Annotated in this window: 13 protein-coding genes, 1 tRNA gene and 1 pseudogene; 6 read left to right on the top strand and 9 right to left on the bottom strand. The window is 68.9% G+C overall.

The window, feature by feature from the left end:
• Positions 1 to 189: 189 nt before the first annotated feature.
• Together F9C12_RS26210 and F9C12_RS26205 are read left to right on the top strand one after the other, a co-directional pair.
• The gene (locus tag F9C12_RS26210; RefSeq protein WP_409184466.1) at positions 190 to 1,170 is read left to right on the top strand and encodes a metallophosphoesterase; all 981 of its coding nucleotides are present in this window, start codon (positions 190 to 192) and stop codon (positions 1,168 to 1,170) included.
• 29 nt (positions 1,171 to 1,199) lie between these two features.
• Positions 1,200 to 1,273, top strand: a tRNA-Pro gene (locus F9C12_RS26205).
• Between the two features lie 232 nt (positions 1,274 to 1,505).
• Here the strand turns inward: F9C12_RS26205 and F9C12_RS26200 are convergent.
• Complete coding sequence (locus F9C12_RS26200) at positions 1,506 to 2,249, bottom strand: methyltransferase domain-containing protein (protein WP_409462143.1); 744 nt, start codon at positions 2,247 to 2,249, stop codon at positions 1,506 to 1,508.
• Positions 2,250 to 2,288: 39 nt separating this feature from the next.
• Here F9C12_RS26200 and F9C12_RS26195 point away from each other — a divergent pair, with 39 nt between their 5' ends.
• Entirely contained in the window at positions 2,289 to 4,136 is a 1,848-nt protein-coding gene (locus F9C12_RS26195) for a prolyl oligopeptidase family serine peptidase (protein WP_409462142.1), read from the top strand.
• A 408-nt stretch (positions 4,137 to 4,544) separates the two neighbouring features.
• On the opposite strand, the gene F9C12_RS26190 is transcribed toward F9C12_RS26195, so the two are convergent.
• The 5 genes from F9C12_RS26190 to F9C12_RS26170 all read right to left on the bottom strand — a co-directional run bounded on the left by F9C12_RS26190 (position 4,545) and on the right by F9C12_RS26170 (position 8,352).
• The gene (locus F9C12_RS26190; RefSeq protein ID WP_409462141.1) at positions 4,545 to 5,171 is read right to left on the bottom strand and encodes a TIGR03085 family metal-binding protein; all 627 of its coding nucleotides are present in this window, start codon (positions 5,169 to 5,171) and stop codon (positions 4,545 to 4,547) included.
• A 64-nt stretch (positions 5,172 to 5,235) separates the two neighbouring features.
• A complete protein-coding gene (locus tag F9C12_RS26185; protein ID WP_409462140.1) occupies positions 5,236 to 6,627 on the bottom strand; it encodes a glutamate decarboxylase in 1,392 nt (463 codons plus the stop codon).
• 95 nt (positions 6,628 to 6,722) lie between these two features.
• Positions 6,723 to 7,199, bottom strand: coding sequence for a Dps family protein (locus tag F9C12_RS26180; RefSeq protein ID WP_009084503.1), 477 nt, complete (start codon positions 7,197 to 7,199; stop codon positions 6,723 to 6,725).
• A gap of 26 nt (positions 7,200 to 7,225) precedes the next feature.
• Positions 7,226 to 7,648 carry an organic hydroperoxide resistance protein gene (locus tag F9C12_RS26175; protein ID WP_009084505.1) on the bottom strand — a complete coding sequence of 141 codons (423 nt, stop codon included), beginning with the start codon at positions 7,646 to 7,648 and terminating at the stop codon, positions 7,226 to 7,228.
• Between the two features lie 131 nt (positions 7,649 to 7,779).
• On the bottom strand, positions 7,780 to 8,352 hold the full coding sequence (locus F9C12_RS26170; RefSeq protein WP_409184461.1) for an NADPH-dependent FMN reductase: 573 nt from the start codon (positions 8,350 to 8,352) through the stop codon (positions 7,780 to 7,782).
• A 185-nt stretch (positions 8,353 to 8,537) separates the two neighbouring features.
• On the opposite strand from F9C12_RS26170, the gene F9C12_RS26165 reads away from it, so the two are divergent.
• Positions 8,538 to 9,590: an alpha/beta hydrolase gene (locus tag F9C12_RS26165; RefSeq protein ID WP_409184460.1), complete on the top strand. Its 1,053-nt coding sequence runs from the start codon at positions 8,538 to 8,540 to the stop codon at positions 9,588 to 9,590.
• 112 nt (positions 9,591 to 9,702) lie between these two features.
• Here F9C12_RS26165 and F9C12_RS26160 read toward each other — a convergent pair whose 3' ends face one another.
• On the bottom strand, positions 9,703 to 10,224 hold the full coding sequence (locus F9C12_RS26160) for a hypothetical protein (RefSeq protein ID WP_409184459.1): 522 nt from the start codon (positions 10,222 to 10,224) through the stop codon (positions 9,703 to 9,705).
• A 660-nt stretch (positions 10,225 to 10,884) separates the two neighbouring features.
• On the opposite strand from F9C12_RS26160, the gene F9C12_RS26155 reads away from it, so the two are divergent.
• The gene (locus F9C12_RS26155; RefSeq protein ID WP_409467074.1) at positions 10,885 to 12,033 is read left to right on the top strand and encodes an MFS transporter; all 1,149 of its coding nucleotides are present in this window, start codon (positions 10,885 to 10,887) and stop codon (positions 12,031 to 12,033) included.
• A gap of 205 nt (positions 12,034 to 12,238) precedes the next feature.
• A pseudogene (locus F9C12_RS26150) lies at positions 12,239 to 12,493 on the top strand (transposase); the annotation flags it as partial.
• A gap of 82 nt (positions 12,494 to 12,575) precedes the next feature.
• Here the strand turns inward: F9C12_RS26150 and F9C12_RS26145 are convergent.
• Positions 12,576 to 12,953 (bottom strand): hypothetical protein, encoded by a 378-nt coding sequence (locus F9C12_RS26145; protein WP_409184458.1) that lies wholly within the window; start codon positions 12,951 to 12,953, stop codon positions 12,576 to 12,578.
• Between the two features lie 55 nt (positions 12,954 to 13,008).
• The gene (locus F9C12_RS26140; RefSeq protein WP_409462139.1) at positions 13,009 to 14,199 is read right to left on the bottom strand and encodes an RtcB family protein; all 1,191 of its coding nucleotides are present in this window, start codon (positions 14,197 to 14,199) and stop codon (positions 13,009 to 13,011) included.
• Between the last annotated feature and the right edge of the window lie 19 nt (positions 14,200 to 14,218).

Here is a 14,218-nt window from a genome sequence, read left to right as displayed (position 1 = left end):
CTTGTCCCGTCGCCCTTTGAGCGCTCAGCACCGCCAGCACAAAGAGCACCGCCAGCGTCCCCGTCGGACTGGTCCAATCCAACCCAACGACGCCCGGTGCGAGCTAGAGAATCCCGCTGAGACCTCCGCCTTACGCCATCCGGCACCGGCCACAGCGGGCGACCCGGCCGAACACGTATCCTCGAACACGTGAGCACGCTCGGTAACGCCAGTCCGTCCGGAAGCCCCGCGAAGCGGTTGGCCGCAGGGACCATCGCCCTCGGGGCCGCCACCCTCGGTTACGCCGTCGGCATCGAACGCCGCCGCTTCACCCTGCGGACCGCTGAACTGCCCGTCCTCGCGCCCGGCACCCCGCCGTTCACCATCCTGCACGTCTCCGACCTGCACATGCTCCCCGGCCACCAGGCCAAACAGCGCTGGGTCGCCGCGCTCGACGAGCTCGACCCCGACCTCGTCGTCAACACCGGCGACAACCTCTCCCACCGCACCGCGGTCCCCTCCGTGCTCCGCGCGCTCGGGCCGCTGCTCGACCGGCCCGGGCTGTTCGTCTTCGGCAGCAACGACTACTACGCGCCGAAACCCAAAAACCCCGCGCGCTACCTCATGCCCCGCGGCAAAAAGAAGCGCATCCACGGCACCCAGCTCCCCTGGCGCGACCTCCGCGCCGCCTTCGTCGAACACGGCTGGGTCGACCTCACCCACGTCCGCCGCACCATCGACGTCGGCGGCCGCGCCGTCTTCGCCGCCGGCGTCGACGACCCCCACCTCCACCGCGACCGCTACTCCGACATCGCCGGACCCGCCGACACCACCGCGGCCGTCCGCCTCGGCGTCACCCACTCCCCCGAACCACGCGTCCTCGACACCTTCGCCACCGACGGCTACGACCTCGTCCTCGCCGGCCACACCCACGGCGGGCAACTCCGCATTCCCGGCTACGGCGCCATCATCACCAACTGCGAACTCGACCGCAGCCGCGCCCGCGGCGCCTCCCGCTGGGGAGCCCGCATGTGGCTCCACGTCTCCGCCGGACTCGGCACCTCCCCCTACGCCCCCGCCCGCTTCGCCTGCCCGCCGGAAGCCAGCCTGTTAACGCTGGTCCCGCGCGGATCCGGGCCCGCGAACCCCCGCAAACCAGCCCCGCGCAAAGCCGCGAAACCCGTCCGCTAGACTTACTCCCGACCCGCTAAGCAGTACCTCGGGGTGTGGCGCAGCTTGGTAGCGTGCCTCGTTCGGGTCGAGGAGGTCGTGGGTTCAAATCCCGCCACCCCGACTGGTGAGTGAGGGCTCTTCGTCTGCAAAAAGCGCAGACGGGGGGCCCTCACTTCGTTGTTTCCTCTGGGGGTCGGACCCCCAGGCCCCCGCCAGGGGGCGTTGCCCCCTGGACCCCCGAAGGTGCATCGGCTGCGGTTGGTGGGTGGGTCTAGGGGCCGAAGGTGCATCGGCTGCGGTTGGTGGGCGGGTCTAGGGGCCGAAGGTGCATCGGCTGCGGTTGGGTAGCGCTGTTAGTGGGTTGCGGTTAGTTCTTGCCAGCATTGGTGGAAGTCGCCTATTGCTGCGGACTTTGTCCAGGACCAGGCTGAGCGGGCTGCTGAGGTTAGTTGGTCTTGGTCTTTGGTTTGGGGGTTCGCCAGGGCGGCGGCCAGGCGGGACTCTACGTAGAGCGCCAGGGCTCGGTACGAGAGGTCTTCTCGGTAGCGGGTGCGTTCTGTGATGTTCGTGAAGCCCGCGGCGGCCAGTTTTGTGGCGATGGTGCGGCCCGAGAAAGGGTCGCCGCCGTGGTGGCGGCGTAGCAGGTAGTGGCCGCGCAGGGCGGCGTCTACGTTTGCGGTTCTTGGACGGATTTTCGCTCTGCTCCAGTCCGAGGTGGAGATTGCCAGGTGGCCGCCTGGGCGGAGGACTCTGCGGATTTCCGCCAGGGCTGCCGCGGGGTTTGTCAGGTGTTCGAAGAGGGCGTGGGAGAAGACGACGTCTATTGAGGCTGTTTTTAGGGGGAGGGCGTATGCGGTTGCGTTGATGTAGTCCACTGTGGACGGCATGGGGAGCAGGGCGTGGTGGATGTCTACGCCGATGACGTGGCAGGACGGGGCCAGGGTGGCGGTGATGGAGCCTTGGCCGCAGCCTAGATCCAGGACTTTCGCGCCTGGCGTGAAGAGCGGTTGGGCGAACGCGGCGCGGTCACTCGCTGTGCGCGTGTTCATCATTGACAGCGCGTCTTCGGCATAGCCCGGCGCGTAACCCTCCAGCACCCCGCACAGAGTACGGGTGAGAGGTGGCAGGATCGAGGGGTGAGCACGCAGTCAGGCAACCAAAATCCGCCCGCGGTGGTCCCGGACCGCCTGTTCGACGACCCCGAAGCCGAAAAGCGCTGGCTGGCGCGGTTCCACGCGCCGCGCATCTCGGTGCCCGAATGGGCCCGCGACGCGCCTGACGCCAACGTGTACGTCTCCAACGCCAGCGGCGTCTGGGAGGTTTACGCGTGGGACCGGGCCACCGACAGTCACCGGCGCGTCACCAACCGGCCCAACGGCACCCTGCAGGCCACGCTCTCGCCCGACGGAACAGCCATCTGGTGGTTCGACGACACCGACGGCGACGAGTTCGGGTCCTGGCGCAGCCAGCCGTTCGACGGCGACAGCTCGGCCGCCCGCACAGCACTGCCCGACATTCCCGACGGATACCCGGCCGGACTGGAAATCGGCCATCGGGTGATCGCGGCCGGCGTTTCGACCGACGACGGCAGCGCACTGTTCGCGAAAATCGACGGCGAAACCTCGCGGTTTTATCAGCACGCGGACGACGCGGGCATCGCGTCCATGTCGCGCGACGAAAGCCTGCTCGCCATTTCCCATTCCGAGCACGGCGATTCCCGGCACCCGGCGTTGCGCGTGCTGTCCACCGACGGGTTCGGCACCGTCGCGGAGAAGTGGGACGGCGAAGGAAAAGGCTTGCAGGCACTGGAGTTCTCGCCGCTGCCGGGCGACCAGCGCCTGCTGGTCCTGCACGAACGCCGCGGCCGCGAGGAACTGCTGATCTGGGACGTGCAGGCGGACACCGAAACCGAACTGCGGATCGATCTGCCCGGCGAGGTCGCCGCGGACTGGTACCCGGACGCGCGCGCCTTGCTCGTCGTGCACTTCCACCAGGCCCGCAGTTCGTTGTACCGCTACGACCTCGACACCGGCGAACTGTCCGCTGTGGACACTCCGGCTGGCCGGATCGGCGGCGCGGGCGTGCGCCCGGACGGGACCATCGAGTACTCGTGGTCCAGCGCCGCGGAACCCGCCGCGGTCCGCGCCCGCGCGACGGACGGCACGGATTCGGTGCTGCTGACGCCGCCGGGCGAGCGCGCGCCGGGTTCGGCTCCGGTCACCGACGCGTTCGTGGAAGGGGTCGGCGGCCGGATCCACGCACTGGTTTCCCGGCCCGAGAACGCCCCGGAAGGCCCGCTGCCCACGGTGTTCTCGCTGCACGGCGGCCCGCACGCGGCCGACGAGGACCGGTTCTCCGCCTACCGCGCGACCTGGCTGGACGCCGGATTCGCCGTGGTCGAGGTGAACTACCGAGGCTCCACCGGCTACGGCTCGGCGTGGCGGGACGCCATCGAGGGCCGCCCGGGTCTCACCGAACTGGAAGACGTCGCGGCGGTCCACGACTGGGCTGTCGAAAGTGGACTGTCCGATAAGGACAAGTGCGTCGTGAACGGCGCTTCCTGGGGCGGCTACCTGACCCTGCTGGCACTGGGCACCCAGCCGACGCGCTGGGCGGCCGGGATCGCGGGCGTGCCGGTGGCCGACTACGTGGCCGCGTACGAGGACGAGATGGAACAGCTGCGCTCGTTCGACCGCGCCCTGTTCGGCGGTTCCCCGGAGGACGTGCCCGCGGTGTATCGCGAGTGCTCGCCGCTGACGTACGTGGACGCGGTAGCCGCTCCGGTGCTGATCCTGGCCGGCGACAACGATCCCCGCTGCCCGATCCGGCAGATCGAGAACTACCTGGAGCGCCTCGCCAAACGCGACGCGCCCCACGAGTTCTACCGCTACGACGCGGGGCACGGCTCGCTGGTGATCGCGGAGACGATCAAGCAGACGTCGATCGAGGTGTACTTCGCCTTGCGGGCGCTGGGAATGCGTTGAGGGTTCGGGCCGTCCAGGTTTTCCTGGACGGCCCGGTCTTTCGGAACCACCACAGCGGGACCGTTGAGCCGCTCGGGTGCACATATGCCCAATGTCAAGTTTCGGGAGTTCCAGTACACCGCCACCGGTTCTCTCGCGCTTGACGACGTGTATCTCATTGACGCATGTTCGATGCAGGTGAAACTGACGCAAGTGCTGCAAATCAACACGCTGGCCGCTCAACTCCATCGCAACTCTACGAAACTGCGCCGACGTCCGATCGCATCCAGTACCTCGAGGGCAGAGAAGTTCGCGGTGACTGTTCGGCCGTGTTCTGCTCGCGACTTCTGAGGGCCTCCGCTCGCCCCGATGGAGCGACATCAGCGAACGACTTAGCTAGTAGCCATGCTCGCGCCGCGCAGACCTGATCTACAGCCCGCGCTTAGCACCCTTCAACTGCGCCACCGCGGCCTCGTCACCCTCAAAAGACACCTGCACCGCGTCCCGGCCGAACACGAACAGCAGCAGCTCCACCGGCGCGCCCACCACGGTCACCACCGGAGCCCCGGACTTCACCGACGCCGACTGGCCATCCGGGGTCCGCAGCACCACCCCGACCGGCGACTTGCGCAGGTTCAGCTTCGCCGTCCGCGTCGCCAGCCGCCACGCTGCTCCGTCTCGGGAAGGGTCTGCCGGGCGCGGGGTCCAATCCGGTTGTGCCCGGCGGACGTCCTCGTGGTGCACCAGGAACTCGGCGCTGTTCGTCGCCTCGTCCACCGGGCCGAAGGACGTCGGCCAAAAGCGGGACGGGCCGCGGCGCACCTGGGCGACCAGGTCGTCCCACGGGCGCGCCGCCACCCCGTCCTGCACCCTCTGCGTGTGCCCGGCGAGCGCGGGCACCACGATTCCGGGCATCGCGTCCGGCCGGTGCTCCCGCACGACCAAATGCGCGGCCAGATCCCGCGTCTGCCAGCCCTCACACAGCGTCGGGGCGTCCGGGCCGAGCTGCTCGAAGAGGTCGCTCAGCGCTTGGCGTTCATCCTTGGCAAGGCCCATGCACAGAGACAGTACTGCGCTCCGTTGAGGGCGGCGGAGGGGAGGAAGGCGGAGTACTCGTCAGTTAGTGATGGAAGCCGGTCGAAGTGGCGGGGTCGTGCTGCGGGGACGGCTGGCGGTTCAGTTCCGGCAGTATCCGCTTCAGGTCGGCGAGCAGCAGGTCGGCGAGGTCGTGGGTGAAGCCGTTGCGGACGACGACGCGCAGCACCGCCAGGTCCGTTCGGTGGTCCGGGAACGTGTACGCGGGCACCAGCCAGCCGCGTTCGCGGAGGCGGCGGGAAACGTCGAAGACGTCGAACGCGGTGACGTCCGAACGGGTGGTGAAGGCGAACACCGGCAACTGGTCGCCTCGGGTGAGCAGTTCGAACGGCTCAAGTTTCGAGATCTCTTCGGCCAGGTACATCGCGACATCGCGCGAAGCTTGTTGCACCGCACGGAAACCTTCGCGACCCAGCCTGACGAACGTGTAGTACTGCGCGGCGACTTCCGAGCCGGGGCGGGAGAAGTTCAGCGCGAAGGTCGGCATATCGCCGCCGAGGTAGTTGACGTTGAACACCAGTTCCTCGGGCAGCGCCGCCTTGTCGCGCCAGACCACCCAGCCGACGCCGGGGTAAACGAGGCCGTATTTGTGCCCGGAAGTGTTGATCGACGCGACGCGCGGCAGCCGGAAATCCCACTCCAAGTCCTCGTCGAGGAACGGGGCGATCATCGCGCCGGACGCGCCGTCGACGTGCACCGGGATGTCCCAGCCGGTCCGCTCCTGCAGCGCGTCGAGGGCGGCCGCGACCTCGGCGACCGGCTCGTAGCTGCCGTCGAACGTCGACCCGAGGATCGCGACGACGCCGATGGTGTTCTCGTCGCAGAGCTTCACCGCTTCTTCGGCGGACAGGTGGTACCGGTCGCCCTCCATCGGCACCAGCCGCGGTTCGACTTCCCAGTATTCGCAGAATTTTTCCCAGCACACCTGGACGTTGATGCCCATCACCAGGTTCGGCTTCCCGGTGCGGCCGAGCTTCGCCCAGCGCCGCTTCAACGCCATTCCGGCGAGCATGCAGGCCTCGGACGACCCGGTCGTCGAACAGCCCATGATGTTCGCGGGGTCCGGCGCGTGCCACAGATCGGCGAGGATGTTGACGCAGCGCCGCTCGAGTTCCGCGGTCTGCGGGTACTCGTCCTTGTCGATCATGTTCTTGTCGACGCATTCGGCCATCAGCTCGCGCGCCTGCGGCTCCATCCACGTCGTGACGAACGTGGCGAGGTTGAGCCGCGCGTTGCCGTCGAGCATCAGCTCGTCGCGCACCAGCTGCAGCGCGGTGTCCGGCGGCAGCGAATCGTCCCGCAGCCGATCGCGCGGCATCGTGAAGCCCGCGGCGAGCGCCGGATTGCTCCCGGCGTACAACGGATTCGTGCCGGTCTTCCGGTCTGCCCGATCTTGTTTCCCCTGATGCAGCACCATGTCAGCGAACCTACTGCCGGGCGCACCCGGCGACCACCGGATGACAAGAAAGCCGCCCGCGCGAAGGCGGGCGGCATTTCTTCCGGCGAGCGCGGTCAGGCCTGCTGCGCCTGCCACATCCAGTGCGCCTCTTCCAGCGCGCGGGTGATCTCGATGAGCAGATCCTGCGTCACGAGGTCGCTCTTGTCGGTCTCGTCGATGCGCTTGCGGAGCCGCTCGATCAGGGCCGCGAGGGTGTCCACGATCGCGGCGATGGTCGATTCGACGGACTGCCAGTTGTCCGGGTACTCCGGCGCGCCGGAAGTCGCCACGACGGTCTTCGCCTTGCCGTTGGGCGAAATCCCGATCGCGGCGGCGCGCTCGGCCACCTCGTCGACGTACTGCCGCGCGGTCGACACCAGCTCGTCCAGCTGCAGGTGCGCGCTGCGGAAGTTCTGGCCCACCACGTTCCAGTGCGCCTGCTTCGCGATCAGCGACAGGTCGATCAGGTCGGCCAGCGTCGCCTGCAGCGCGTTGCCGGTGATTTCCTTGTCCGCGTCGGAAAGCGGGCTCTTGATGGGGGAAGTGGTCATCTCGGGTGTCCCTCCTCGGTCTTGGCTCAGACGGTGGTGGTCAGCTCCACCTCGATGTTGCCGCGGGTCGCGTTGGAGTACGGGCAGACCTGGTGCGCCTGCTCGACCAGCTGGTCGGCGTCGGCCTTCGCCAAACCGGGCAGCGAAACGTCGAGCCGCACGCCGAGCTGGAATCCGACGTCCTTCTTGAAGACGCTGACCGAACCGGTCACCGTCGCGGCCGGCAGCGCGACCTTCGCCTGCCGGGCCACCGCTTGCAGCGCGCTCAGGAAGCACGCGGAGTACCCCGCGGCGAACAACTGCTCCGGGTTGGTTTTGTCGCCGCCGGGACCGCCCATCTCCTTGGGGATCGCCAGCGACTCGTCCAGCACGCCGTCCGAAGACGTCACGTCGCCGTTGCGGCCTTCTCCTCGCGCGGTCGCGACGGCGGTGTAGATCGGCTCGGCCATGCGTGTTACCTCCTCATCGGACGCCTCCGGAGTCAGCGTCTCAATGAGTTCAACGCTCCGCATCCGCGGAACAGTGCCCCGGCATGGCAGTCATCACCCCGGGAATAACCGGGATTCGAGGAGGCGAAACCTCAGTGTGCGCGAAGCAACGCGTGCTCCGCGACCTGCTCTCCGATGAGCCGCAGCGTGCGGACGCTCTTCTCGTCGGAAGCGCCGCCCGCCTCGTCGAATTTCGTCTCGGCGGAGTTGATCGAACCACCCAGCGGGGTGGACCAGCCGCGCAGCGCGTGCGTGATCGTGCGGAGCTGTTCGAGCGTGGTGACGGCGGCCTGCCAGCCGTACGCGACGGCGGCGAGCCCCACCGCGCGGCCGTCGAGGTAGGGGCGGGTGTCCTCGCGGAGGTCTTCGACGTAGTCCAGTGCGTTCTTGACCAGCCCGGACAGCCCGCCGTGGTAGCCGGGCGAGACGACGATGAGCCCGTCGGCCTGGCGGATGCCCTCGATGAGCTTCCGGGCGCGTTCGTCCCGCTCCGGGATGGCGGTGTCGTAGAACGGCAGGACCAGCTCGGGGCCGGGGATCAGCTCGGTCACGACGCCGCGCTCTTCGGCGGCGGCGAGCGCGATGCGCAGCGCGCGCTCGGATTGCGAGCCCTCTCGCAGCGAGCCGCCGATACCCAGCACCTTGACCGTTTTCGCTGAAGTCACGTCCGACCTTCCTCCCCACCACCACCCTCAACGGAGTGGCTGTGCCACGCTGGCTCGTTTCGAGGCTAACCCCTCTACTTAACTGGAGGACCAGGATCTGAGACGGAGGCCTGGGTCACACATCGACTGGACCAACGTACCTACTGGCAAGTAACCTCGGCTCATCCGGCGTTCGAGGAGGAACGATGGCAATTCCGCCGCAGATCCGTGCCCAGGCTGCCGCCGCGCAGTTGTTGTTCTGGCTGCCCCGGCCAGTGCGCAGGCTGATCGCCGGCGCGCCGCTGCGGCTGGACGGCCAGGAACTCGCCCTCGACGCCCAGTTGCTGCTGAAGCTGCAGAAGCTCTCCGGGGCTTCGCTGGTCAACGGGTCGGTCGAGCGGTCCCGCGCGCTGCTGGAAGCGAGCCAGCACCTGGTCAACGGCAAGCGGATCAACCCGGTCGCGACCCGCGACGTCGCCATCCCCTCCGGCGACGCGTCCCTCGACGCCACCCTCTACACCCCGGCCGGACTGCCGGAACCGTCGCCGCTGCTGGTGTTCTTCCACGGCGGCGGCTGGGTCATCGGCAGCCGGGCCACCCACGACAACGCCGCGCGCTACCTCGCGAAGCACGCCGGGGTCCGAGTGCTGTCGGTGGAGTACCGGCTCGCGCCGGAAAGCCCGTTCCCCGGACCGGTGGAAGACGCGCTCGCGGCGTTCGACTACGCGTACGCCAAGGCGGCCGACCTCGGCGCGGACCCGGAACGGATCGCGGTCGGCGGCGACAGCGCGGGCGGCAACCTGTCCGCCGTCGTCGCGCTGGAGGCGACCCGGCGCGGCGGCCCGGCCCCGGCGTTCCAGCTGCTGATCTACCCGGCGGTCGACTTCACCACGCGCCGCCGGTCCCGCGAACTGTTCGGCGAAGACCTCTTCCTCACCGACGAGGCGATGGTGTGGTTCGAGGGCCATTACGCGCCGGAGGGCGTCGACAAGGCCGACCCGCGGATGTCGCCGCTGCTCGCGTCTGACCACAGTGGACTCCCGCCCGCCTACATCGTCACCGCGGGCTTCGACCCGCTGCGCGACGAAGGCGAGGCGTACGCGGAAAAACTCCGTGCCGCGGGGGTTCCGGTGGCGCTCAGCCGACAGGCCGACCTGATCCACGGGTTCCTCAACTTCGCCGGGGTCGGGACGCGGTTCCGGGAAGCGATCGCGGAAATGGCCGGCGCGCTGCGGGTGGGGCTCGCCAAGCGCTCGTGAGTGTTCATCCCGGTGAGAACCGGGATCGCCACTCACGAGCCCGGACATGGAACGGAGCCTGGCGCGGCCGACCGCACCAGGCTCCGGGCCTTCCCCCTCCCCTCCGGACCGATCAGGAACCGGGCACCGGCACCGGCACCGGAAGCGGCGGCACCGGCACCCCGCCGAGCAGACCGCCCAGCAGGCTGGTCACCGCCGCGAGCAGGCCCTTGACCAGGTCGCTCACCGCCTTCAGCGGTCCGGGCAGGTCCGGCAGCGGCGGGATCGGCAGCGGCGGGATCTGCCGCGGCGTCGCCGTCGGGTCGGCCAGCAGCCGGTTGGACTCGTCCGCGCGGACCTTCGCCGCCGACGAGAGCTGCTGGGTTTCGGATTGGACCTGGTAGCGCTTGCCCGCCGCGATGTCGGCGAGCACCGGGCTGAGCCGCGTGAGGTCCGCCCTCGTCTTGGCGACATCGCCGGCGTACGCCACCTTGGTCAGGTCGTCGCGCATCTGCAGCACCTGCGCGGCGACGGCTTGAGTGGCCGAGGAGCCCTTGCCTCCCGCCGGGCTCGCGGCGGCCATCCCCGAAGTGCCGACGGCCAGCAGACTGGCCGCGGCGACCACAGCGACGATCCGCCCGATCTTGCCTTTCATTCTTTACCTCCCTGGCCTCTGGGACCTGCCGGGTAAATCGATACCCGCCGTGTCGGCCCAGCACCAGCCGATCACCGGATAGGGAGTTTTTCTAACCCTTACGTGCCGAATCCAAGAATCGGGAACCGGCCCGCAATTGATTAACGTGGACGGCTTGCGCGTCCCCCGACGATCACGGACCGCCGAGCTGAATCTGACTCTTCGTAGCCGAATTGCCCGAACGGCGGAATCGCTCACTCACACAGGCGTAGTTCGTGATCGATTACCTTCGTCACCCCGTCGGGACGCGTGATCTCGCTCGTCCGACCGTGGTGGGTCCCCCACGCACGCACCGCCGCCCGCATTCGGGTCCGCTCCCCTTTTCCCGGGGCCCGACCGGAGAACTCCAAGGTCGGCGCAGAAATATGAAAAACTGTTCGCAACGGGGCGGCGAAATGCTTTTCCGCGTCGCCTGCGAAGTTATCACCCAGGTCGCGCTCGCCTTTTCCGGGGCCGCCGAACGCCTGCGCGACACCCGGCCGGGTGCGCGGGTGCCGCTCAGCGGGTGTGACGAAAAGAAGTTGCACGCTCGTACCAACTCTTGCTCTCATGGGGTACGTGCCTTTTCAGCCTTATCGCCGTGTCCTGAGCGTCCCCGGAGTTCGCCCGTCGATGGCGCTGATGTTCTTCGCACGCGTGCCCATGACGATGACCGGCGTGACGCTGACGCTGTACGTCGTCAGCGGTCTCGGCCGGGGCTACGGCGCGGCGGGCGTCGTCGGCGCGGCCGTCACGCTGGGGATGGCACTCGGCGCGCCGGTGATCGGGCGCACCATCGACCGGTACGGCCTGCGCCCGGTGGTCGCGGTGTGCGGGGTGTCGTCCACCGCGTTCTGGTTCGCGGCCCCGCATCTTTCCTACGCGGCGCTGGTGGTGTGCGCGCTGCCGGCCGGCGTGCTGTCGGTGCCCGCGGGCTCGCTGGCACGGCAGATCCTGGCCGCGCTCGTGCCCGCCGAGCAGCGCCGCGCGGCGTATTCACTGGACACGATCCTGGTCGAGGCGTCGTTCATGATCGGCCCGGCGGCCGGGATCGCGGCGATCTCCTCGCTGTCGGCGACGCTGACGCTGAGCGGCATCGGTGCCATCTTCGGCGTCACCGCGCTGCTGATCTTCCTGCTCAACCCGCCGATCCGGAACGAGGACGAACTGGCCCCGGCCGGCACCGCGCGGCCGCCGCTGCGGTCCTGGCTGACCGGGCGGCTGCTGGCGACCCTGCTGATCGCCGCCGGGACGCTGTTCTGCCTGGTCGGCACCGAGGTCGCGACGCTGGCCGCGCTGCGCTCGCACGGCGACGTCGGCTGGACCGGCCTGGTCATCGCGGTGATGTGCGCGGCGTCGATGCTCGGCGGCATCGTGCACGGCGCGGTGCGGAAGTCGCTGCCGCAGGGACTGCTGATGCTGCTGCTGGCGCTGCTGGTGATCCCGGTCGGGCTCGCGACGCAGCCGTGGTGGCTGCTGATGCTCCTGCTGATCCCGACGAACCTGCTCTGCGCCCCGACGCTCGCCGCCACCACGGAATCGGTGAGCGAACTCGCGCCGCCCGCGGTCCGGGGCGAGGCGATGGGCCTGCAGGACGCGTCGACACGGCTCGGGCTGGCCGCGGGAAGCCCGGTGGTCGGCTTCGCGATCGACCATTCGAGCCCGGCGTGGGGTTTCGCGGCGGCGGGATTCGGCGGGCTGGCGCTGGCGGCGCTGGGACTGGTGTGGTCGCTGCGCCGAAGCTCGGTGCGAGTGCCTTCGCTGGCGGCCGCGGTGCGGGCTCGCCGCTGAGCTGTCCCGGTTGGGCTGGCGCGTGGTCCGTGAGGGGAACCCTGAGGGGGTGTTGTGGAACCTGGTGGTCGGTTCGGTGTGTCGGCTGTGGTAGCGGTGTGTCGATGGTGATCATCCGGTCGGGTGTGTGTTTGTCCGCGTAAGCCGGACTCATCCGGGCCTGGGCGGGGGTGCACGACGTGCTGCGCGGCCGGGTCCGCGAACCGACGCGGGGAAACGGGTGCGGGGCCGCGAACGGCATGTCCTGGTCGACACGCTCGGGCTGCTGCTTGCCGTGGCCGTGGGCGCGGCGTCGGTGCAGGACCGTCCCGGAATCCACCGGATCCTGACCGGGATCCGACGGGCCTTTCCCCGGCTCCGGCCGAGGTGGGTCGACGGCGGCTACGTCAACTCCGAAGACGCCACTCTCGCCGACGAACCCATCGAACCCCACGGCATCGAAACCGAAGCAGCCCGCAGAAGACACCAACGACTAACCACCCAGGTTCCCCAACACCCTCTCGGGGTTCCCCTCACGGACGTTTGCGTCAGTCGGGTGAAGATCAGGTGCAGGCTTTGCGCAGCCCGTCGAGTTTCTCCAGGTTCCGCTTGGTCCACCGGGCGATCACCCCAGCGTCCTCGAGGTGCTCCTTCTGCACCTGGACGTACGAGTCGGCCATGCCGAGCAGGGCGTTCTTGACGTCCTCTTCCTTGACGTTGGCCGCCAGCTCGCGCAGCCGCCGTTCCTTGTCCTGCGCGCGGGCCTTGAGCTTTTCGCCGTCCACCAACGGGTTCAGATCGGCCAGCCCCAGCGCTTCGGTGCACGTGGAGACCTTGTCGACCGCGGAATTCGTCTGATTGACCGCCGAATCGACCTGGTCGCATCCGGCCAGCAGCGCTCCAGCCGCCAGCAAGGCGGCCGCCACCCCCCAGCTCTTCATGGCTTCAGGGTAGCGGTCCCGCGGGCTTCTCGGAACGATTCGCCCGCGGGAGGCCTCATCCCTTCACGCACACGACCTGCTTGAGGTGGGCGACCACCTCGACCAGGTCGGTCTGTGCCTGGATCACCGTCTCGATGTCCTTGTACGCGGCCGGGATCTCGTCCACGACCCCGGTGTCCTTCCGGCATTCCACGCCCGCGGTCTGCGCGGCGAGGTCGGCCGCGGTGAAGGTCTTGCGGGCCTTCGTCCGCGACATCCGCCGTCCGGCGCCGTGCGACGCGGATTCGAACGACGCGGTGTTGCCCAGTCCGCGCACGATGTACGAACCCGTTCCCATGCTGCCCGGAATGATCCCGAGGTCGCCGGAGCCGGCCCGGATCGCGCCCTTGCGGGTGACGAGCAGGTCGACGCCGTCGTAGGTTTCCTCGGCGACGTAGTTGTGGTGGCACGAAATCGCGTCGTCGAAGCTCGTTCCCGGAATGACTTCCGCGACCGCGAGCTTCACCAGCGCGATCATCGTCGCCCGGTTCCGCGCCGCGTAGTCCTGCGCCCAGAACAGGTCGCGCCGGTAGGCCCGCATTTCCGGCGTGTCCGCGACGAACACCGACAGGTCGGGGTCCGGCAGATCCTTGTTGTGCGGCAGCTTCCGCGCGATCGCCATGTGCCGCTCAGCGAGTTCCTTGCCGATGTTGCGCGAACCCGAATGCAGCATCAGCCAGACGCGGCCCTCGTCGGTGCCGCCCTGTTCGAGGCAGACCTCGATGAAGTGGTTGCCGCCGCCGAGGCTGCCGATCTGCCGCGCCGCCCGGTCATGCAGGCCCTGGACGCCTTCGTGCAGATCGCCGAACGACTTCCAGAACGTGTCCCACCCACCGACACCGTGCACCTTCGCGGTGTTGACCGGCGTCTTGTGCAGGCCGAACCCGACCGGCACCGCCGCCTCGATCCGCTTGCGCAGCTTGCCGAGGTCGTCCGGGAGGTCGCTCGCGGTGAGCGAGGTCCGCACCGCGCTCATCCCGCAGCCGATGTCGACGCCGACCGCGGCCGGGGAGACCGCGTCGCGCATCGCGATGACGCTGCCGACCGTCGCGCCCTTGCCGTAGTGAACGTCCGGCATCACCGCGACGCCGTGCACCCAAGGCAGGTTGGCGACGTTGCGCAGCTGGCGCATCGCTTGGTCTTCGACCGACGCGGGATCTGCCCACATCCGGATCGGAACCCGCTCGCCGTCCACCGCCGTGTACATGACTTTCCTTTCCCAGACC

Origin of the sequence: Amycolatopsis sp. GA6-003, from assembly GCF_046267895.1 — a bacterium.
Lineage (GTDB): Bacteria > Actinomycetota > Actinomycetes > Mycobacteriales > Pseudonocardiaceae > Amycolatopsis.
The sequence above is the reverse complement of the archived record's forward strand: the minus strand, read 5'-3'. Positions and strand labels throughout refer to the sequence as shown.